This window comes from Flavobacterium sp. ALD4 (assembly GCF_002836475.1).
In the GTDB taxonomy this organism is placed as follows: domain Bacteria; phylum Bacteroidota; class Bacteroidia; order Flavobacteriales; family Flavobacteriaceae; genus Flavobacterium.
Map to the genome: position 1 here is coordinate 259,176 of NZ_PJBJ01000030.1, position 20,405 is coordinate 279,580.

Genomic DNA, 20,405 nt, shown 5'->3' on the forward strand with positions numbered 1-20,405 from the left:
AACTAATAAAATAAATTTATGATTCCACAATTATTTGTAGAAAGTATCGATTTAGGTGATGGCAGAACAATCACAATCGAGACAGGTCATTTAGCAAAACAAGCTGATGGATCTGTAGTAATCAGAATAGGAAAAACTGTTATTTTAGGAACAGTAGTATCTGCAAGAAAAGCAAGTCCAGTGGACTTCTTGCCACTTACGGTAGATTACCGTGAAAAGTTTGCAGCAGCAGGAAGATTCCCTGGGGGTTTCTTCAAAAGAGAAGCAAGACCAAGTGATAGCGAAGTGTTAACAATGCGTTTAGTAGACCGTGTTTTACGCCCACTTTTTCCAAGCGATTACCATGCAGAAGTTCAGGTAATGATTCAATTAATGTCTTTTGACGATGATGTTATGCCAGATGCATTAGCAGGTTTAGCAGCATCAGCAGCGTTAGCTTTATCAGACATTCCATTCAAAACTTTAATCTCTGAAGCCAGAGTTGGAAGAGTAGACGGAAAATTCATCATCAATCCCAGTCGTGCGCAATTAGAATTATCAGATATTGATATGATGATTGGAGCTTCTATGGATTCTATCGCAATGGTAGAAGGTGAGATGAAAGAAATTTCTGAAGCAGAAATGGTAGAAGCAATCAAGTTTGCACACGGACATATCAAAAATCAAATTTCTGCACAAGAAAGATTGGTAGCTGCTTTTGGAAAAAAAGAAGTTCGTACTTACGACGGAGAAAGAGAAGACGAAGCTATTTACGCCAAAGTAAAAGAAGCATCTTACGATAAAAATTATGCTATCGCTAGCAAAGGTTCTTCTAAACAAGAACGTACAGCTGCATTTGACGAATTAAAAGAAGAAGTTCGCGCCTTGTTTACAGAAGAAGAATTGGCCGAAAATGGAGATTTAGTTTCTAAATATTTCAAAAAAACCAATAAAGAAGCTGTTCGTAACGTAACCTTAGATCTAGGAACACGTTTAGACGGAAGAAAAACTACAGAAATTAGAGATATCTGGTGTAAAGTAGATTACTTACCATCTGTACACGGATCTGCATTGTTTACACGTGGAGAAACTCAAGCATTAGCGACAGCAACTTTAGGAACATCTAGAGAAGCAAACCAAATTGACTCTCCATCTCAACAAGGTGAAGAAAGATTCTACTTGCATTATAACTTCCCTCCTTTCTCAACAGGTGAAGCTCGTCCTTTAAGAGGAACTTCTAGAAGAGAAGTAGGTCACGGAAACTTGGCTCAAAGAGCTTTGAAAAATATGATTCCTGCTGATTGTCCTTACACGATTCGTGTCGTATCTGAAGTATTAGAATCTAACGGTTCCTCTTCTATGGCAACAGTTTGTGCTGGAACATTGTCATTAATGGATGCAGGTATCCAAATGATTCGTCCCGTTTCTGGAATTGCAATGGGACTGATTACAGATGGTGACCGCTTCGCTGTATTGTCTGACATTCTTGGTGATGAAGATCACTTAGGAGATATGGATTTTAAAGTAACCGGTACTTCTGAAGGAATTACAGCTTGTCAAATGGACATTAAGATTGACGGATTGAAGTACGAGATTATGGAAGCAGCATTAGCACAAGCTCGTGACGGTCGTTTGCATATCCTTGGAAAACTGATCGAAACTTTGGCATCTCCAAAAGAAGACGTTAAAGCTTACGCTCCGAAAATTATTACAAGAAGAATTCCTAATGCATTTATTGGTGCGTTGATTGGACCTGGTGGAAAAGTGATTCAAGAATTACAAAAAACAACTGGAACAACAATCGTTATCAATGAAGATCCAACTACTGAAGAAGGAGTTATCGAAATCTTAGGAACAGATCCTGCTGGAATTGAAGCAGTATTGGCTAAGATTAAGTCAATCACTTTCAAACCTCAAATGAATGTAGCATATGATGTGAAAGTAATCAAAATGCTTGATTTTGGTGCAGTTGTAGAGTACCTTGAAGCTCCAGGAAACGAAGTATTACTTCACGTATCTGAGCTTGCATGGGAACGTACAGAAAATGTTTCTGACGTTGTGAATATGGGCGATTTGTTCCAAGTGAAATACTTAGGTATGGATCCGAAAACAAGAAAAGAAAAAGTGTCAAGAAAAGCACTTATGCCAAGACCTCCACGCGAGGAAAGAAAAGAGTAATCAGATCTTAGTTTACTAAAGGTTCATTTATAAAAAACCCCGTTTCATTCATTTGAAATGGGGTTTTTGTTTTTTAAATCTGGCCCGTGAAACAACATTCTTAGAAAAAGTCATGAATTCGCTATGAAACGCATAATTAAATCTACCGATACAAAAAACAATAAGCGCGTACTACAAATCTCGACGGAAAACAGCCCATATTTGGGTAAAAGTGGCATATAATAATTTATTTAGTACGTGGTTAAACTATATCGAATCTCCATGCGTGTACCTACTTGTACACTTAAACTTGAAGAAACACAACTATAAGACTAGTTTAAAACAACAAATCAGTCGCCAATCGCTAAACTGCAACATTAGACAAGTATCTACTGGAAATTAGAAAAGTATATGTCATTACTGTTGATAAAAAAGCACAACTAGCCCAAAAGACAAAAGCGATGATCAATCAGAAACAAAAAAATTTACGCACACAAATTTACGTTCTGTTATTTATTTGAAGCCCAATTTGCGCAAATGAGATTGAGTTTTTATACTTGTATAAACTTAAGTAGTTACTTATTTTTGGTTGCTAGTTTACTATTTATAGGTTTTTTTAACTATTGTTATACAATTTTCCTCTTAAAAAAAGCTAAGTTTACATTTTTAATTTAATCAATAAATATGACTAAAACCGTTGGTGTGATTGGAGCTGGGATAGGAGGTCTTGCACTATCAATTCGACTAGCAAATCAAGGGTTTAAAGTAACCATTTTTGAAAAAAACAGTTACCCCGGGGGTAAATTGAGTGAACTCTATATGAATGGATTTCGATTTGATAAAGGTCCATCTTTATTTACTATGCCCGTGCTAATAGATGAATTAACTAATTTGCAAGGGAGCTCGCATAAATTTGAATACCAGAAATTAAAAGTCATAACTAACTATTTTTATTCGGATGGAACGCAACTAAAAGCATCTGCTAATGTAGAAGAATTTGCAGAGGAAGTACATTTAAAATTAAATGAAAATAAAGAAACTGTTTTAAAACATATAAAGCGCAACGCTTTTTATTTTAAAACTACCGAAGATTTATTTTTAAAACAATCGCTACACCAACTGAAAAATTTCATTAATCTTAAGACAGTAAAAGGCATCTTATTTGCCCCATTCTTGGGTTTATTGAGTACTATGCATAAAAAAAACCAAAAAACTTTTTCGAATCCAAAAACGGTACAACTGTTTAATAGATTTGCAACCTATAACGGTTCTAATCCTTACAAAGCACCTGCCTTAATGAATATGATTTCGCATTTAGAATTTAATCTTGGTGCTTACTTACCTAAAAAAGGTATGAATCAAATTACAAAACATTTGGTCAAACTAGCAGAAGAAGCTAATGTGGAAATTAAATATAATGCAACTGTTGAAACCTTACATGTTGAATCTAATAATAGGATTGCCTCCATTAAAAGTAATGGTGTCAGCTACCCCTTTGATATTGTAGCAAGCGATATAGATATTCATGCACTCTACAAATATTTATTACCAAACTCTTACACCCCTAAAAGGCTGATTCAACAAGAAAAATCTAGTAGTGCCTATGTTTTTTATTGGGGAATAAACAAAGAATTTGCTGCATTAGGACTGCATAATATTTTGTTCAGTGATGATTATAAAAAGGAATTTGATTATTTGTTTTCAAAACAATTTCCAACAGAAGACCCAACTATTTACATCAATATTACTTCAAAATATTGCAAAGATGATGCACCAGAAGGTTGCGAAAACTGGTTTGTAATGGTAAATGTACCGCATAATAAAAGCGAAAGTATAAATTATGCAGCAGCTATTAGAAAGAATGTTGTTGACAAAATCAATATGATGTTGAAAACAGATATCGAAAAATATATTATTAGCGAAAGTATTTTAAATCCAATTGACATAGAAAACCAAACATCTTCTATTGGCGGATCGCTATATGGTAACTCTAGTAACAATAAATTTGCCGCATTTTTACGACATGCTAACTTTTCGTCAAGTATTAAAAATCTGTTTCTTGTAGGAGGAAGCGTGCATCCAGGAGGGGGTATTCCCCTATGCCTTTTTAGCGCAAAAATAGCTAGTCAACTTATAGTAGAACAAGAAATAAAATGAAAAAAACATACAAATCATATTCTTTATATTTCTTAATTCTGGTATATATTTCTGGCTCGATTGGGTTTGTACTCAATCCTTCTTTTTTTAGTCCTTTTACACCTTTTACATTATTACTTACTTGTTTCGTTTTTTTAATTCATAGTCCATTAGCAGACAAAAAATTTATATTTGCATTTTTTTCTATTGCGTTTTTGGGCTTTATTATTGAAGTAGTAGGCGTAAAAACTGGATTAATTTTTGGAAAATATTCGTACGGCAACGGATTAGGTTATAAATTCCTTAATGTTCCGCTAGTCATTTCGATCAATTGGGCAATGCTTATTTTTGCTGGAATCATAGTAGTAAGCCGTATCTTTGCAAACAAAATAACTGTTTTACTTGTGGCTGCTTTACTCGTCACGCTTATTGACTTAATTATTGAGCAAGTGGCACCGAAACTTGATTTTTGGCAATTTGAAGGTGGACTACCAGGTTTGCAAAACTATTTGAGTTGGACTGGCGTTGCCTTTTTTACATCATACTTTTTTTACCCTACAATTATAAAAGGTAATCGTACTGTGTCCTTAGTAATATTGATTTTACAAATTATATTCTTCACCTTTTTATATATATTTATTTAATATGGAAATAATTATTAATTCTAGCATAGTTTTAGTCACTTTTATACTAACAGAATTTTCTGCTTGGGCAAATCACAAATACGTAATGCATGGTTTTATGTGGTATTTTCATGCTGATCATCATAAAAAAGACCATAAAAGTTGGTTCGAACGAAATGATTTATTTTTCATCATTTATGCAGTGCCAAGTTGGTTACTCATCATGTTTGGAATGATGAACCAATATGCCTGGTACACATGGGTGGGTTTTGGTATTTTATCTTATGGTATAGCTTATTTCTTTGTACATGACCTGATAATCCACCAACGCTTCAAAGTATTTACTAAAACTAAAAATGTATTTGTTTTAGCGCTGCGTCGTGCGCACAAAATGCATCACAAAAATACTGGCAAAGAAGGTGGCGAAAGTTTTGGAATGTTAATTATTAAGAAAAAATATATTCAAGCTGCCTCAAAACAGTCTAAAACTCTTTACTCCTAACACAATTGCGTATGAATAAAGATCTTACTCTTTAATTTAAAGTTTTGCGCTTTAGATTTTGTTTATCGCATCGATTATTCATTGCCTTCATATAAAATTAAATTATCAAATGGAACATACAAATGCTCCCAATTGCCCGATTTGTAAAAAGACCGAAAGTTCTTATTATATGTCAACAAATGCATTAATGCATGAGCCAAATAATGAGCTTTATGTTTTTGATGTTTGTAATAATTGCGATACAGTATTTCTAACAAATCCGGTATTGCCTGAAAGATTAGAGGAGTACTACACCGAAAACTACTTACCCTACAGAGGTTCTTTAGCGTGGGGAACCTATTCTTCCTTTGTAGATGATAGTCAAAAAAAGTTAGATTTAAAGCGAGTTAATTTTGTAAAAAAATATCTTAAAAAAAACGATCCTACTCTTAGTGTTTTAGATGTAGGATGTGGCAATCCTAGCTTTCTAGAATTTTTGCAACAAAAATCAAAAGTAAATTGCACCGGTATTGATTTTTCAGATTCGGGTTGGAAAGGTAAAAACTATCCTAACTTAGAACTTAAAAAAGTTTCTATTGAAGATTATGATACTAAGACAGAATTTGATCTAATCACGCTATGGCATTATTTAGAGCACGATTACAATCCGCATCAAACTATTGAAACACTCTATAATTGCCTAAAACAGGGCGGGAAAATAATTATTGAAATACCAGACTATAAAAGCATTAGTGCAAAAATTCAAAAATCATATTGGCAAGGATGGCATAGCCCAAGGCACATGTCATTACTAACTAATAAAAGTTTTTCGCTTTTGTTTCAAAAAGATAAATGGGAAATTAAAACACATTTGAGATACGGCACCCTCGATGCCTTTACCCTATGGTGGCTTAGTCGAATGGAAAAAAAAGGGATAGATTGGTCGGCTAATATGTCTAATAATTTTTGGATGCTTGTTCTTTTAAAAGTGGCAACATCACCTATTTTTATATTTGAGAAACTATTTCCGTTGGGCGTACAAATCTTAGTGGTTGAAAAAAAATAATCTGAATTACAATCATAAACCAATTCAAAATATAACACAAACTCATGAGCCAAATAACCACTTGTACTTTTTTTAAATTGGAAAGTGTTTCCAACAAGCTTTGGGCATTTTCGCAAATGCAATTAGGACACGCTCATTTAAAAAAGATTGAAGGATTAGTGTTCTACAAACTATTAGGTTCAGGCGCTGAAAATGGTTTTAGTTCAAAACCAAACTTTGGTACTTATGCATTATTATGTATTTGGGTGTCAGAAATAGATGCAAATAATTTTTTTGAAAAAAATTCATTTTTTAACAACTATAAATCTAGAAGCTCTGAATCATTCACCGTTTTTGCACATGCAGCAGAAGCCCATGGAAAATGGGACGGAAAGCAACCTTTTATATCTTCTGCCTCTTTGGCTTTAGATAGACCAGTTATGGTTTTAACACGAGCCAGTATTCGGCTTTCAAAATTGATTTCTTTTTGGAAAAAAGTTGGTCAAGTGAGTAAAAGTTTAGAGGGTTATGATGGATTAGCACTATCGATCGGCGTTGGCGAATGGCCTTTAATACAGCAAGCTACAATAAGCATATGGAAAACTCAAGCCGAAATGATTGATTATGCCTATAAAAATGAAAAACACAAAGAGGTCGTTCGTCTTACCAGAAAACTCAAATGGTATAAAGAAGAGATGTTTGCAAGATTTACACCCTATAAATTTTTAGGGCAGTGGAATGGTAAAAATGTTGAAAATTTTTTAGATTTCTAATTGTATTTTTTTCATACTATGATTATAGTAATCAATGATTTTTAAACAATCGCTATTTTCGCAAACTCTTTTTATCGTCTAAATACTGTTTCTAGAGCAGCGGATTTGAACTATTTTCTATTTTTTGTAACTTTTTTGATGATCCATACGTATAACTATTTGTACACTTAAAAACGGAGGACACAAAAACATGAGACAACTTAAAATCACCAAGCAGGTAACTAATCGTGAAACTGCTTCATTAGACAAATATTTACAAGAAATTGGAAAAGTTGACCTTATTACCGCTGACGAAGAAGTAGAATTAGCACAAAAGATTAAAGCTGGGGATCAACAAGCCCTTGAAAAATTAACAAAAGCAAATTTACGTTTCGTTGTTTCGGTAGCAAAACAATACCAAAATCAAGGATTAACACTTCCTGATTTAATTAACGAAGGAAATCTCGGTCTAATTAAAGCGGCTCAACGTTTTGATGAAACACGTGGTTTCAAATTCATCTCCTATGCAGTATGGTGGATTCGTCAATCGATATTACAAGCTTTGGCAGAACAATCTCGTATCGTTCGTTTGCCTTTAAATAAAATTGGTTCTATCAATAAAATCAACAAAATGTATGCCTTATTAGAGCAATCTAACGAGCGTCCACCTTCTGCTGAAGAAATTGCAAAAGAACTAGACATGACTGTAAATGACGTAAAAGAGAGTATGAAAAACTCTGGTCGTCACTTATCAATGGATGCTCCTCTTGTAGAAGGAGAAGATTCTAACCTTTACGATGTATTGCGTTCTGGTGAATCTCCAAACCCAGACAGAGAATTAATCCACGAATCTTTACGTACCGAAATCGAACGCTCATTAGAGACATTGACTCCAAGAGAAGCTGATGTAGTTCGTTTGTACTTTGGACTTGGTGATCAGCACCCAATGACTTTAGAAGAAATTGGAGAGACTTTCGACCTGACTCGTGAGCGTGTGCGTCAAATTAAGGAAAAAGCAATCCGCAGATTGAAACACACTTCTAGAAGCAAAATACTAAAAACCTACTTAGGTTAATTCACAATACTCCCCAATTAAAATTTTAAAATAATTTATTCGTTTAAATATTAAATATTTTAATTCAAAATGAACAACAGTTTGATTGACTGTTCGTTTTTTGATTGATGATTGAAACTCCGGCTGATTACCGGAGTTTTATTTTTTAACCTGCATTCATTGCAGCATTTTTCCTCCCTTCTTACTTTCGTGGCTTAACCCTTCGAAAAAACTTCGGGTCGGGCTTTCATTCTCCATCTTTTCCTGTTTAAAGAAAAAAGTAAAAGGATTTCTACTGCAATCTCTTACGTAGTTTCACGATATAAACAACTCCCGATTTCTACCATCAAAAAATCTTTCTAGTTCGTTTTAAATAGCCTAATTTTGCAGAAACAACAACACTCTTAAGACGCACTACAGTGTGTCTCAACACAACAAATACAAAATGAAGAATACACTTATTGCACCATCAGTATTAGCGGCAGATTTTGGAAATCTACAACGGGACATCGAAATGATCAACGCAAGTGAAGCCGACTGGTTTCACATTGACATCATGGACGGCGTTTTTGTACCAAACATCTCTTATGGAATGCCTGTTTTAGAAGCTATCAACAAACATGCAAAAAAAACAATAGACGTACACTTGATGATCGTAGATCCAGACCGTTATATCAAAACTTTTGCTGAATTAGGCGCTAACATTCTTAGCGTACACTACGAGGCTTGTACCCACCTGCACAGAACACTACAAGCGATCAAAGCTGAAGGAATGAAAGCTGGAGTAGCAATCAACCCCCATACTAATATTGACCTATTAGAAGACGTTATCAATGACATAGACCTAGTTTGCGTCATGAGTGTAAATCCAGGTTTTGGAGGACAATCTTTTATCGAAAATACCTATGCAAAAGTTCAAAAATTAAAAGCTTTAATCACCCGAACGGGAGCTACAACACTTATAGAAGTGGATGGTGGAGTTACTAATAAAAATGCGAAGCAACTAGTAGAAGCGGGAGCAAACGTCCTAGTAGCAGGAAGCTATGTCTTTAAGGCGGCAAACCCAACTGACACAATTGCTGATTTGAAAAAATTGACAGCCATTTAAAAAATGACACCCCTTTTACAAAACAAGAGAAGTCCCGTACTAAAAGTTTAGTACGGGACTTTCTTTTATATTTCATAGTTGTATTGCTCGAGCAAATAGCGAATTAGGTCTGTTGTAGTCACAATCCCGACCAAAACTTCATTTTTACAAACAGGCAAAGCATGAAACTCATTTTTAGCTAAAATTTCAGCGGCTTCTTTTATAGTGGTTTCTAAAGAAATCACTACTATATCTTTCGCCATTACCTGACTTACGGTAAACATATTAAACACAATAGATTCCACATTCTCTGACTCATCATCAACCGCATCTGCATAGGAAACTCTCAACAAATCAGTGTAACTAAGTAACCCCACGATCTTGTGCTCATTAACGACCGGAATATGTCTGATTTTGTGCTTTTTGAATAAGGCTTCAGCTTTGCTTAAATCATCTGAAAGGTTTAACTTAATTATATTTTTGGTCATAATTATAGAGACCGGTACATTCTGTTTCATGACTATCAATTATTAAGTTATAAAATTAAGCTGCCCTAAGGATACTAAAGAGCAATTATCAAGTGAGGATCTTGCTGTTCAATACAAGCAGTATTTCGGAAATTGCCAATAACTAAAATTACAACAATTTTCATAATAAAAAAACGAGCTGATAAAATTAGTTTACTTTTCCTGTTCACAATTCATCAAAATGATATTCTAAATAACAATCGAGATTCCTACTCTTATAAAATAAACAACTAATCGTAAATAACACTATCAAACCTACGAATATGCTCAACAAGTACAGCTTACACTTCATCAAGTGCTTACAAACTCACTTCCTATACTTACGAATCAGATTTCTAATAAAATAAAAAAGCGCTCACCAGTACTATTATATTTTCAAAATAAACACACTACTAAATGAGGACAACCACAAGGTAATTCTACAAACGAGCTTTACTTTTACACAAAAATTACATTTAAAAATGAAAACAAGATTGATTTTATTGCTGTTAATTTCCACTGGTTAAAACAGCTATGGCAAATGTGCTTACACAAAAGTTCTGGAGATTAGTTCACAAGACAAACAAGCATATGTGGACAGAGGGTATTGTAAAAGCCAATTAGGAAAAGACAAAATTGCCATTGCTGACTTTAACAAAGCAATTATGATAAGCCCAGATGATGCCGATGCATTTTACTATGAGTTCTTTCCAACATTAAATTAGAGCAAAAAACTAACGACTGCCTGGATTTAAATAAAGCTCAAAAACTAAGAAACCTTGAAGCATTACCATCCATTACATCAAATTGTGATTAAAGCAGCAAAAACTTAAAAACACTTTTCGATACAGGAACGTTTTTCAGCTATTTTTCTTCTAAAATTAATAGTGCTAAAAACGTTTCTATATTGATTTACGAAAACAAATCTTCATCCTTGAAATTTATCATATCTCTAACATTACCATAAAGCTCCGGAAACTCATTCTTAAAAACTTGAGGTGTCTCAAAAAAATGCTCTAAAATCACTGCCAAAAATTCCACCTGATTCGTAAAGGCATAAATCCTAAAATAATTGGATGCAACAAGTTGATCCAATATGTTGGGCTGGACTAAATATTCTTGTACTTTGACATAGGTGCTCGAAAAAATGACACTGCTTTGGTCCCTGCCCTTCAATCCATGAAAATACAAAGCGTGGGCGAATTCATGCAGACCAAGATTACGATTATCACTGTCAAAACGATATCCCTGTTCAAAATCCTTCCACGAGAAAACCAAAGCTTTCACTCCCGGATTAAACTCCCCTTTATGATACTCTTGATTAATCGTGGAAAAATAAGGTTCCGGATAAATGATAATTTTATCAAAAACATCAATCAGGTAGTGTCGCATCCCAAAAGTCAACATTACATAAGTGGCAGCAATCAACACTTTACTCTGATCAGTAACGACAAAGCTTCCTCTACCAAAAAATTTATATTTTGCCATAAAAGCAGACATACGATGTTCAAAAAACCGTTTCCTCTTTGCAGACAACTTTTGGTAAAAAACATATTCCTTTCTTAGAATATCTCGTTGTATGGGACTAAGGTTTCGCTTAAAAGGATACCAATGAATATAAAACGGTTTATTGAACACAAACACATACAGCGGTTCAATAGTGAGCCTAAAAACAAAGAGCGCCAGAACACTTACGAAAAATCCAATTAGAAAAATTTGAAATGCATCCATCTTTACTATGACTTGACTACTATTGAGTTGATTGTCTTTTAAAACTATGGCTTTAAAACAAGGAAGCAACAAAATGGCAATACTTATTTTGTCATTTTATTGCTTCTATTTAATTAGCCGCGCAAGTGTTACAGCCTACAACCTTGAATAAACAATCACGTACTTTTGATGACCTTGCAAAAACCCTATAAAAATAACTATAAATTTTAACAAAAATTAATACTTGACAAGTTTTTTAATTACAACCTACTACTAGAATGACAACGAATGAAACAGAACTAAATATTAAGTCGGTTTGGCAACGGTTTGGCAAGTTTGAGAATAGAATTATAAAAATCATTACATTCCTGTAGTTCAAAAAATGGCAAAAGTAAATTTCAGATGAAGAAGTAAGGCGAATAAAAACGTTTCGATTAAGGTTTATTAATCAATAGAACGTGGAACTGTTATTGAGATAAACACCGATTTTACAAACCTTGAACAACTTAAAGAATTTAAGATAGCGAACCCACAATTAAAAAAGAACCTTTTACTAACACCTGAAACACTAAACAACGCGCGAAACTGGACTTTAATCGGTTGTAAAAATTGGATAATGTAGTGAGGATTTACTAAGATAAATACTGAAAACATTCGATATAAGTGCGGGAATATTTATTTATATATAATTCAACAGAAAACAAATAAAAGTATAACCATTGGAATAACTGCCCCTCAAGTTATTGGTGTAATAGAAAATGATTTACCCAAAGAGATACCCCTCCAAAAACTAAACAATTATGTAAAAGTTATTTGTAAACTGACTGGTATAAGCGAGATTGTAAAAGAAACAAAACTAAATACCATAACCAACCGCAAGGAATTAGGCAAATACCCAAAATATGAACTAATTGCAAGTCATTGTGTTAGACGTTCCTTTGCCTCAAATTACTACAAAAAGATACCAACCGCCGTACTAATTGAAATAACAGGACACAATAAAGAATCATTATTTTTAACCTAGATAAACAAAGATACCCTCAACAAAGCAAAAGAGTTGCTTTTAAAACGATTTGAAGATGTTATGCAGTTTGACTATACAATCGTAAAAAAATGCCTTAAAAGAAACGAGGTGGGCAAACTTGAAGTGTATTCAAACCCTCGTTACTGGATTGAAGATTTACAACCAAATCACAGACATAGCCCAAAGGAACATTTAAGAAAATAACTTTATACAATTTAAACACACCAACAAATAAGATTTGATATAATTAAAAAGTGTGTAATGAATAACTATTCTAATATACTGTTAAACACTACTCCAATTGACCCTCTAATTATATTGTCAAAACACGTAGTATTAACAAATAATAATATCAATATAAAACAACAAAATCGTACAAATCGGACACCTTAAAAAGAGGAATTATTGAAGCAAAAACCACACTTTGTCAGGTAACAGGTTTTAATATATCAATACAAAAAAATAGTAGTGTTTTATTGAGTCATACAGGGTTAAAATGCACACGCAAATTCCTCTGGAGTAATACAACTCTTATGAACCCTTTCTCACCGAAAACGAACTACTGATTGCATTATTTGAACTAACAAAACCACTGCTGGCACAATCCTCTATCCATAAATATATATTTATTATTTTGATTCTTCGAAAAGGGGGTTTTACAGTAAATCTATCCGATGTAGTTCCTCAAATTTAACTCATCCGTATTATACTTTAACTAAAAAGTCATTAATATGGACGACTTAATTTTATTACAGATTTTTAAAAACCAATAGTTATTTAATGACGTACTGATTAAGAAACATTCGCAAAAAGCAAAAGAACGTATTTAACGAAACAACCGATTTACCCAGATTTTGAAACGAAAAAAACGATCGCACACAACATTAAAACCATAAAGAACCCGAAATGAACAGAGCAAAAAAAATGAAACTAGAAAAAAAATTAAAATATCTGTATAAAGTAATTGGCACTTCTATTGGGGGAACTGTTGGATGTTTTATTGGTTATCATTTGGCCCAACTTTCAAGTACTGGAGCTCACGATAATGTCTCAACTCTATCTTTTTTTCTATCCCTATTTGGTATTTCAATAGGGTGTATTTCTGGACTTGCTGTGACAACATCGATAGGCAATGAGAATATTCGTAGATAAAAAGACTAAAGAAAAAACACCAGTATCATCTACTTTGGTGAGCTTTTAATCTAATACTCAAAAAACTGAATTTATATCTAAGCTAAAAAAGATGTAACAATACTATCTCAGATAATTACCTGTTTTAATATTCCACAGACATACGAACTGGCGTTAACATTAACAAACTACAAAAGGAATTTAAAAGATAGTGGAATAATCAATCTTTTAAATAAAAATTGACCCAACACGCGCGCGCGAAAAACCTAAAACCACCCTATTCTATCTGCAATATAATATTTCACACTAATTCAACTCAAAAAGAACGAACGAAGATCAATTTTATTGACGGAAAAACCACACTTTGTCAAGTAACTGGTTTTAACATTTCAATGCATGAAGATAGTAGTGTTTTATTAAGTCAAACAGGTTTAAAATACTAACTCAAATTTAACCTGCATTAATTGAGCTTTTATGAACAGTTGTTCGCTGTAAGCATACTGTTGATTAGTTTATTTGAACTTACGAACCACTGGTGACATGATTTTTTATCTATAAATATATCTTTACTATGTTGATCTAATGACAAGGTGTTTTGTATTGTAAATCTATCCCATATAGTTAGTCGACTTAAACTTATCAGTATTAATTTTTAACTAGAACGTCTTTCATTTTAGGTTACAAATTATATTAAACAATTTTACAGAGCAACAATTATTTAATGACCTATTGATTGAAAAGTATTAGCGAAAATCAAAAGAGCGCATTTAACTAAACAATGAATTAACTCAGATTTTGGAGCACAAATAAAAAAGATTACACAAAATACCCCAACCAAAAAATGTAATCAAAAATTAAATAAATCAAACCTACAAAAAAAAAAAAATGAAAAACATTTTGTTCTTTACCCTGTTCTTTACCACATTTACTTCTTTTTCACAAGAAAAAACAATGAATAGTCTTGGAAAAGCAAAAATAGGAATGTCGATTATAGACTTTAATACAACTTTTAGAACCACCATAAATAACACTAAATATAGTATAAAAGTATTGGCATCCCATTTAAAAATAACTGATAACATAGTAATTAAGAATGTAACTTATGGATTCCAAAAACGAAAATTAACATTTATAAAGTGTGACTACGATAAGTTTTTATTCGATGGTTTAAACCAAATTTATGGGTTAAAAAATATAAGAAAAACAAAATCAAATGAGACCTTTTTTGAATTCGAGACAAGATCTCCTAAAATTACTAGTGTTGGACTTTTAAATAAAGAACTAATTGTATTTGACAATGCTATACGTAAGAACAAAAATTTACGGGAATATGCAAATGCATCTATGAAAGAAGTAGATAGTCATCGAACCTATAAAGATTTATAAATAAGTAAAACCTCCTATCTGTACAAAATCATTAATGAATACTTTTTTAATTGATAGATACCTTTTTTACAGCTCTTATAAAGTAAAATGAATTGGCTATGAATCTTTCTTAATCATCAAGTTTAAACATGAATTTACATTGATAATCATTTCCGACTATCTGACTCAACTATAATAGGAAATCAATACGCGCGCACAGAATTATTTGAATTGTATTGAATATAGTACTACCTGTTATGCACATAACTAATGGATAACGATTTTTTTCGATTATCCGACCAATACGTGCGCGTAGAATCATTAATGATTTTTTTGATTATTTAAACACGACCACGAAGCAATGATTAAAGGACATGAAAACGTTAAAAAACCTAACCAATGAGCAAGGACGAACAATTAAAAGCAGGCTTAGCGATAATGATACTATTTGTATTTAGCTGCCTAATCGGATTACTAACAATAATATTTTTAACACAAAATAAATAGACGGTACGCGTGTACAGAATTAATTGATTGATATTGAATATATCCCTATCTGACGCGCGTGTAAAAGTTAATTTTAGTATAAAGTAGGGTGAAATAGACAAATCACCAAGGAATATTTAATTAATTAATCTTTTTTACTTTCTGATTAATCAAGTTTTTTCAAATCAATTCAAAAGACTCAATATAAATTTAATCAATTAATATTTTAATTAATTCTGTGAATTTAAAAAATACTAAGTTGACAGGTCAAGGATATTAAATAAACGTCGTACAAGCGATTTGGGTAATTGGCTTAATAAAAATGTGTTTTTATTTTATAAATTAATTTAGGGTATTCTATTCTTTCTCCTTTTATATCTTAATCTAATCAAGGTATTTATCTAAACGCATCCCTTGTTTGAAAGTCTGTTTGTAAAGTGTTTTATTTGTCCTCATACCATAGTACACCTCACAGTATAAGTCATTAATCGAATACAGGTTAATGGCTATATTATCTTTGATATGCGTATCTACGTGAACGCTTAAAGACCAAACCGTATTGTATCGTTAAACCTCTGAAAGTATTAAAAATTCATAGAGGTTCATTAATTACGGTCTTTAAATTGTTTTGTAAAGTTACCCTACTTAATCTCCCAAGGAAACAATAAAGTAAAGACACAATTTACGATGTTATAATTAGATTTTTTTCATTCTTAAAACCTACTGGATTAGTTGCTTACTATAATTTGGCTTTTGGGTCTTTAACCAATAAAAAACTACTTAAAATACTTAATAATTAAAAATATATATTAATGATCTAAAAAAATTAGTAAGATTTATTACCTTATTTATATTAATGCTCTATAAATTTGCAGCCTAACAATCAACTAATTAACATGAAAACAATTATTTTATCCCTTTTACTGCTTACATCATTAAATTTACTTGCTCAAGAAAACTATTGGACAGATTACGCCTTTAATGTAGAAGTAGAAGATGAAGAAATTGTCACTAAACTTACCAATGACTATTTCAGTTCGCCAAATTCCAAAGCAGAGGGAGTAACAGTTTTTTTATTTGAAAACCATTTTAAGGATAGCTCAAATAATCCTTCGCATACTATAGTTTTTACAGGAACGTTAGATGCTATGGGTAAGCAATATTCTCAGGGAGATAATTTAAGTTGGGATTTATTCCTCACTAAATTAAACAGATACACCAAAAGTTACTCGTCAGCTGCCGGAAGAAGTCTAATTTCTTTTGGAGTAGCTGGAAGCTACCCAGTTCAAAATGTTTATATTCTCAAAGTAAAAAATGGTCCAAAGTTTGCATCGGCTTGGGAAAACTACAACACAAAGGCTAACCCTGAAGACAGGAAAGTTTCATTTGGACAGTTTAATCTAGGTAGAAGTACAAATGGCGAAACGCACTATGTATTATCTGAAGTTAACTCTTTTAAAGATGCCTTTAGAATGGGGGAATTTAGGGACCGAATTTCGTCAGCTAAAAATACTGCTTGGAATAAATTTCTTGAAGAGTTTGATGGTAATGCCGCAATGGTAAGAACCTTTACAAGAACTGTGATTGGTAAATGGTAAATTAATCTCACCAACTTAAATCAACTAAACCTCCTTCTTGGAGGTTTTTCATATCATAGTAACATATTAGTAATCAGATATTTGGTAATTATGTCAAACCTTAATGTATTTCAATCTTATCAAAACACCTATCTAACCGAGTCCCTTGTTTAAAACTCTGTTTGTGTAGGATTTTATTTGTCGTCGTATCATAATATCATACAGTAGTTCGATATAGTTTTCTAAAGTAGACTTTAACAGTTGGTTAAAAACTCAGGCAAAACAAACTATCTTAGGTATTTATCAATTTTAATATTCCACAGACCAACTAGCTGTTGCTGTCACATTAATAAACCAGAATTTAATAAATAGTTGAACTCAAAATTTTTCAATTAAAATTGACCATTTACGAGCGAGTAGAATCACTACTACTTTTAAATAAACATTTGACTATCAATTACACCTACAATGTAGGTAATTAATTTATCCAAAATCATGTTTTGAGTTTCAAGACATTTATATAAATAGTTGATACCAAATTTTTTTGGCTAATATATTATAATATGACATTATAATTTAAAAAACGGTTTCCATTGCCAATCTTGAATCACCTATTCCAAATAATTGCTCTAGAAAAGAGATGATTTGTGATTTAAAAAAATATTATAGTACAATAAAACCATACATAATGATTATAAATAAATGACTGATAATACATTGGGATTTAATAAAATATTTATTTCTTAATCGTGCCTACGTTATTAACTATGTACAAAAAAACCCGAAGTTTATGTAGTTTTAATTAATTATTAATGTGATGTATAGTTTCGAATTAAGAAATAGTAAATTAAAAAATAAAATAAAACAAGAAAAATGCAATCAACATTCCAAAAAAACGAAAGAATATACTCATTAGACTCTTTACGAGCTATATTGATGCTAATGGGAATAGTCTTTCATACTACATTAACATACCAAGTAGAGTTTCCTGAAGGCTGGGATTTACAGGATCCCATGGGGGGGCATATATTTAATGATTTTGTAACGGATCTAGTTCATGCTTTTAGGATGCAGCATTTCTTTTTAATAGCAGGCTTTTTCGGGGCGATGCTATTTTATGATAGGGGGCCTCGATCAATCATTAAAAACAGATTTTCAAGACTAGTATTGCCTTTTGCAGTATTTATTTTGCTTCTTTATCCTACGGTTAATTTTGCATTTAATTATACCGAACTTGCATTCAGTACCAGTGGCAGCTCATTGGAATCTACTTTAATTAAGTTTTCCTTTCCTGAGAGTTTCATTCCAAGAACTACAAAACACTTGTGGTTTTTATACTATTTAATTTTATTTACATCAGTTTCGATATTTTTAGGGTTAATATTTAAAAGATTACCTTTTTTGTCAAGTAACATTTCAAAGGCCTTTAGTTGGCTTATGCATCAAACCAAATATCGAGTATTAATATTAAGTGGAATAACATTTCTAATATATTTTTTTATCGAACCTGAAGCAATAGAGAACTCGTTTTTTTATTTTATTCCAGACGTAAGTGTTTTTATTTTTTATTTCTTCTTCTATTTAGTTGGATGGATTTTATTTAAATCAAAGCACCTTCTAAATACAATGATGCGTTTAGATTGGGTTTTAGCTATTTTAGGACTTATTTTATTTTCAGTCCACTTTTTTATGGCGGAATCAATTAACGTAGAAATACCTTTGAAACTAATTATTAAATCGATGACAACCTGGTTATTTATTTTCGGTATTACAGGTTTGTTTATTCGCTATGGTAGCAATTTCTCATCAAGAATGAGATATATATCAGATGCGTCGTATTGGGTCTATTTGCTTCATTTGCCTCTAACAATCTTAATACCAGGGCTTATCGCAGATTGGCCATTGCATGCAATAGTAAAATTCTTGATCGTAGTACTTTCCACATCTATTATTTGTTTTGTTAGCTATCATTATCTAGTTAGAGGGACTTTCATAGGTCAATTTTTAAATGGAAAAAAATATAGTAGGATATCAACTGTTTTAAGAAAAGAAGAGGAATTATCTAACTTAAAACCGGTTTTAAATAACTAACAACAAATTATGAAACCAATCACTAAAAATAGAATTGAATCCATCGACATATTAAGGGGCGTTATAATGGTAATTATGGCATTAGACCATGTTAGAGATTATTTTCATTTTAGTTCGTTCTTAGCCGCCGACCCATCAGCTATAGAAACTACGACGCCATTGTTGTTTTTCACCCGGTTCATTACTCATTATTGCGCTCCTATTTTCGTGTTTTTAGCGGGTACTTCCGCTTTTCTCTTTGGCAGTAATAAGGAGAAACCAGTGCTTTTCAAATTTCTTTTTACTCGAGGTCTTTGGCTCATTTTTCTTGAAATATTTGTTAACACTTTTATTTGGACCTTCAATATTAATTACAGTTTTCTTATATTCCAGGTGATTTGGGCAATAGGTTTTAGCATGATATGCTTGTCGTTTTTAATCTTCCTTCCGAAAAAAGTCATTTTTATTTTAGGAATTGTTTTAATTGCTGGTCACAATGCCCTAGATGGTATTCTGATGCAGGGTCAAGGTGTTCAGTCGATAATTTGGTACTTCTTACATCAGAAGAATGCACTTGTCTATGATTCATCAACTATCTTTATAGGTTATCCTGTTATCCCCTGGATTGGACTGATGGCATTAGGTTATTTATTTGGAACCTTCTATCAAAAAGATTTTGATACCATTATTCGTCATAAATGGCTTTTAAGATTAGGTTTAGGATCTATAACTTTGTTCTTTATGTTAAGAGGCATCAATATTTATGGTGATTTAGTACCATGGACTATGCAAGACACTACTTCAAAAACAGTATTTTCCTTTTTTAGTGTCACTAAATACCCCCCTTCTCTGTTATATCTTTGTATTACGCTTGGTCCAGCCATGTTATTTTTATATGCTTTAGAAACTACAAAAAATAAATTGACTAATTTCTTTTTAGTCTTTGGAAGAGTACCACTATTCTATTACTTTCTCCATGTTTTAGTAATTCACTCTTTTGCTATTATTGGCATCTTAATTTTTGGTGGCAAATGGCAGGATATGATTTTTACCGCTGACGGGCCTAGTCAAAATCTTTTAGCTTATGGGTATTCATTAGCTGTCGTTTACCTTGTTTGGATTGGAGTTGTTTTATTCCTCTATCCTTTTTGTAAGAAATATATGAAATATAAAGCAAACAACAAGGATAAATGGTGGTTGAGTTATTTATAAAAGTTACGAG

The 20,405-nt window shown here is 32.3% G+C and carries 16 protein-coding genes; 14 read left to right on the forward strand and 2 right to left on the reverse strand.

What is annotated here, in order from left to right:
• Positions 1-18 precede the first annotated feature (18 nt).
• The 8 genes from CXF59_RS09810 (at position 19) to rpe (ending at position 9,335) form a co-directional block, all read left to right on the forward strand.
• Positions 19-2,157, forward strand: a complete 2,139-nt coding sequence (locus CXF59_RS09810) for a polyribonucleotide nucleotidyltransferase (RefSeq protein ID WP_101137621.1) — start codon at positions 19-21, stop codon at positions 2,155-2,157.
• A 663-nt stretch (positions 2,158-2,820) separates the two neighbouring features.
• The gene (gene crtD, locus CXF59_RS09815; RefSeq protein ID WP_101137622.1) at positions 2,821-4,293 is read left to right on the forward strand and encodes a 1-hydroxycarotenoid 3,4-desaturase CrtD; all 1,473 of its coding nucleotides are present in this window, start codon (positions 2,821-2,823) and stop codon (positions 4,291-4,293) included.
• The gene (locus CXF59_RS09820; protein ID WP_101137623.1) at positions 4,290-4,916 is read left to right on the forward strand and encodes a carotenoid biosynthesis protein; all 627 of its coding nucleotides are present in this window, start codon (positions 4,290-4,292) and stop codon (positions 4,914-4,916) included. Before crtD ends, CXF59_RS09820 begins: the two co-directional genes overlap by 4 nt.
• 1 nt (position 4,917) lies before the next feature.
• Complete coding sequence (locus CXF59_RS09825; RefSeq protein WP_198554674.1) at positions 4,918-5,397, forward strand: sterol desaturase family protein; 480 nt, start codon at positions 4,918-4,920, stop codon at positions 5,395-5,397.
• Between the two features lie 109 nt (positions 5,398-5,506).
• Entirely contained in the window at positions 5,507-6,442 is a 936-nt protein-coding gene (locus CXF59_RS09830; RefSeq protein ID WP_101137624.1) for a class I SAM-dependent methyltransferase, read from the forward strand.
• Between the two features lie 44 nt (positions 6,443-6,486).
• Positions 6,487-7,194, forward strand: a complete 708-nt coding sequence (locus tag CXF59_RS09835; protein ID WP_101137625.1) for a DUF3291 domain-containing protein — start codon at positions 6,487-6,489, stop codon at positions 7,192-7,194.
• Positions 7,195-7,384: 190 nt separating this feature from the next.
• A complete protein-coding gene (locus tag CXF59_RS09840) occupies positions 7,385-8,248 on the forward strand; it encodes an RNA polymerase sigma factor RpoD/SigA (RefSeq protein ID WP_101137626.1) in 864 nt (287 codons plus the stop codon).
• Positions 8,249-8,672: 424 nt separating this feature from the next.
• Positions 8,673-9,335 (forward strand): ribulose-phosphate 3-epimerase, encoded by a 663-nt coding sequence (rpe, locus tag CXF59_RS09845; protein WP_101138514.1) that lies wholly within the window; start codon positions 8,673-8,675, stop codon positions 9,333-9,335.
• Positions 9,336-9,400: 65 nt separating this feature from the next.
• Here the strand turns inward: rpe and CXF59_RS09850 are convergent, their stop codons facing one another.
• The gene (locus CXF59_RS09850) at positions 9,401-9,832 is read right to left on the reverse strand and encodes a CBS domain-containing protein (RefSeq protein ID WP_101137627.1); all 432 of its coding nucleotides are present in this window, start codon (positions 9,830-9,832) and stop codon (positions 9,401-9,403) included.
• A gap of 581 nt (positions 9,833-10,413) precedes the next feature.
• Between CXF59_RS09850 and CXF59_RS14990 the strand changes: the two genes are divergently transcribed.
• A complete protein-coding gene (locus tag CXF59_RS14990) occupies positions 10,414-10,545 on the forward strand; it encodes a hypothetical protein (RefSeq protein WP_198554675.1) in 132 nt (43 codons plus the stop codon).
• Positions 10,546-10,732: 187 nt separating this feature from the next.
• Here CXF59_RS14990 and CXF59_RS09855 read toward each other — a convergent pair whose 3' ends face one another.
• Positions 10,733-11,551, reverse strand: coding sequence for a zinc-dependent peptidase (locus CXF59_RS09855; RefSeq protein WP_157824563.1), 819 nt, complete (start codon positions 11,549-11,551; stop codon positions 10,733-10,735).
• A gap of 1,927 nt (positions 11,552-13,478) precedes the next feature.
• Between CXF59_RS09855 and CXF59_RS09860 the strand changes: the two genes are divergently transcribed.
• From CXF59_RS09860 to CXF59_RS09880, 5 genes are all read left to right on the forward strand, one after another.
• Entirely contained in the window at positions 13,479-13,706 is a 228-nt protein-coding gene (locus CXF59_RS09860; RefSeq protein ID WP_157824565.1) for a hypothetical protein, read from the forward strand.
• A gap of 864 nt (positions 13,707-14,570) precedes the next feature.
• Entirely contained in the window at positions 14,571-15,071 is a 501-nt protein-coding gene (locus CXF59_RS09865; protein WP_101137630.1) for a hypothetical protein, read from the forward strand.
• Positions 15,072-16,432: 1,361 nt separating this feature from the next.
• A complete protein-coding gene (locus CXF59_RS09870; RefSeq protein ID WP_101137631.1) occupies positions 16,433-17,134 on the forward strand; it encodes a hypothetical protein in 702 nt (233 codons plus the stop codon).
• Positions 17,135-17,986: 852 nt separating this feature from the next.
• Complete coding sequence (locus CXF59_RS09875; protein WP_101137632.1) at positions 17,987-19,204, forward strand: acyltransferase family protein; 1,218 nt, start codon at positions 17,987-17,989, stop codon at positions 19,202-19,204.
• A gap of 9 nt (positions 19,205-19,213) precedes the next feature.
• Complete coding sequence (locus tag CXF59_RS09880) at positions 19,214-20,395, forward strand: DUF1624 domain-containing protein (protein ID WP_101137633.1); 1,182 nt, start codon at positions 19,214-19,216, stop codon at positions 20,393-20,395.
• Positions 20,396-20,405 lie beyond the last annotated feature (10 nt).

Bases quoted from the DNA above. Each gene is read 5' to 3' on its own strand.
- CXF59_RS09830 (WP_101137624.1), top strand. From the start codon at position 5,507: ATGGAACATACAAATGCTCCCAATTGCCCGATTTGTAAAAAGACCGAA.
- CXF59_RS09880 (WP_101137633.1), top strand. From the start codon at position 19,214: ATGAAACCAATCACTAAAAATAGAATTGAATCCATCGACATATTAAGG.
- CXF59_RS09875 (WP_101137632.1), top strand. From the start codon at position 17,987: ATGCAATCAACATTCCAAAAAAACGAAAGAATATACTCATTAGACTCT.
- CXF59_RS09810 (WP_101137621.1), top strand. From the start codon at position 19: ATGATTCCACAATTATTTGTAGAAAGTATCGATTTAGGTGATGGCAGA.
- CXF59_RS09835 (WP_101137625.1), top strand. From the start codon at position 6,487: ATGAGCCAAATAACCACTTGTACTTTTTTTAAATTGGAAAGTGTTTCC.
- rpe (WP_101138514.1), top strand. From the start codon at position 8,673: ATGAAGAATACACTTATTGCACCATCAGTATTAGCGGCAGATTTTGGA.
- CXF59_RS09820 (WP_101137623.1), top strand. From the start codon at position 4,290: ATGAAAAAAACATACAAATCATATTCTTTATATTTCTTAATTCTGGTA.
- CXF59_RS09865 (WP_101137630.1), top strand. From the start codon at position 14,571: ATGAAAAACATTTTGTTCTTTACCCTGTTCTTTACCACATTTACTTCT.
- CXF59_RS09860 (WP_157824565.1), top strand. From the start codon at position 13,479: ATGAAACTAGAAAAAAAATTAAAATATCTGTATAAAGTAATTGGCACT.
- CXF59_RS09840 (WP_101137626.1), top strand. From the start codon at position 7,385: ATGAGACAACTTAAAATCACCAAGCAGGTAACTAATCGTGAAACTGCT.
- crtD (WP_101137622.1), top strand. From the start codon at position 2,821: ATGACTAAAACCGTTGGTGTGATTGGAGCTGGGATAGGAGGTCTTGCA.
- CXF59_RS09850 (WP_101137627.1), bottom strand. From the start codon at position 9,832: ATGAAACAGAATGTACCGGTCTCTATAATTATGACCAAAAATATAATT.
- CXF59_RS09870 (WP_101137631.1), top strand. From the start codon at position 16,433: ATGAAAACAATTATTTTATCCCTTTTACTGCTTACATCATTAAATTTA.
- CXF59_RS09825 (WP_198554674.1), top strand. From the start codon at position 4,918: ATGGAAATAATTATTAATTCTAGCATAGTTTTAGTCACTTTTATACTA.
- CXF59_RS09855 (WP_157824563.1), bottom strand. From the start codon at position 11,551: ATGGATGCATTTCAAATTTTTCTAATTGGATTTTTCGTAAGTGTTCTG.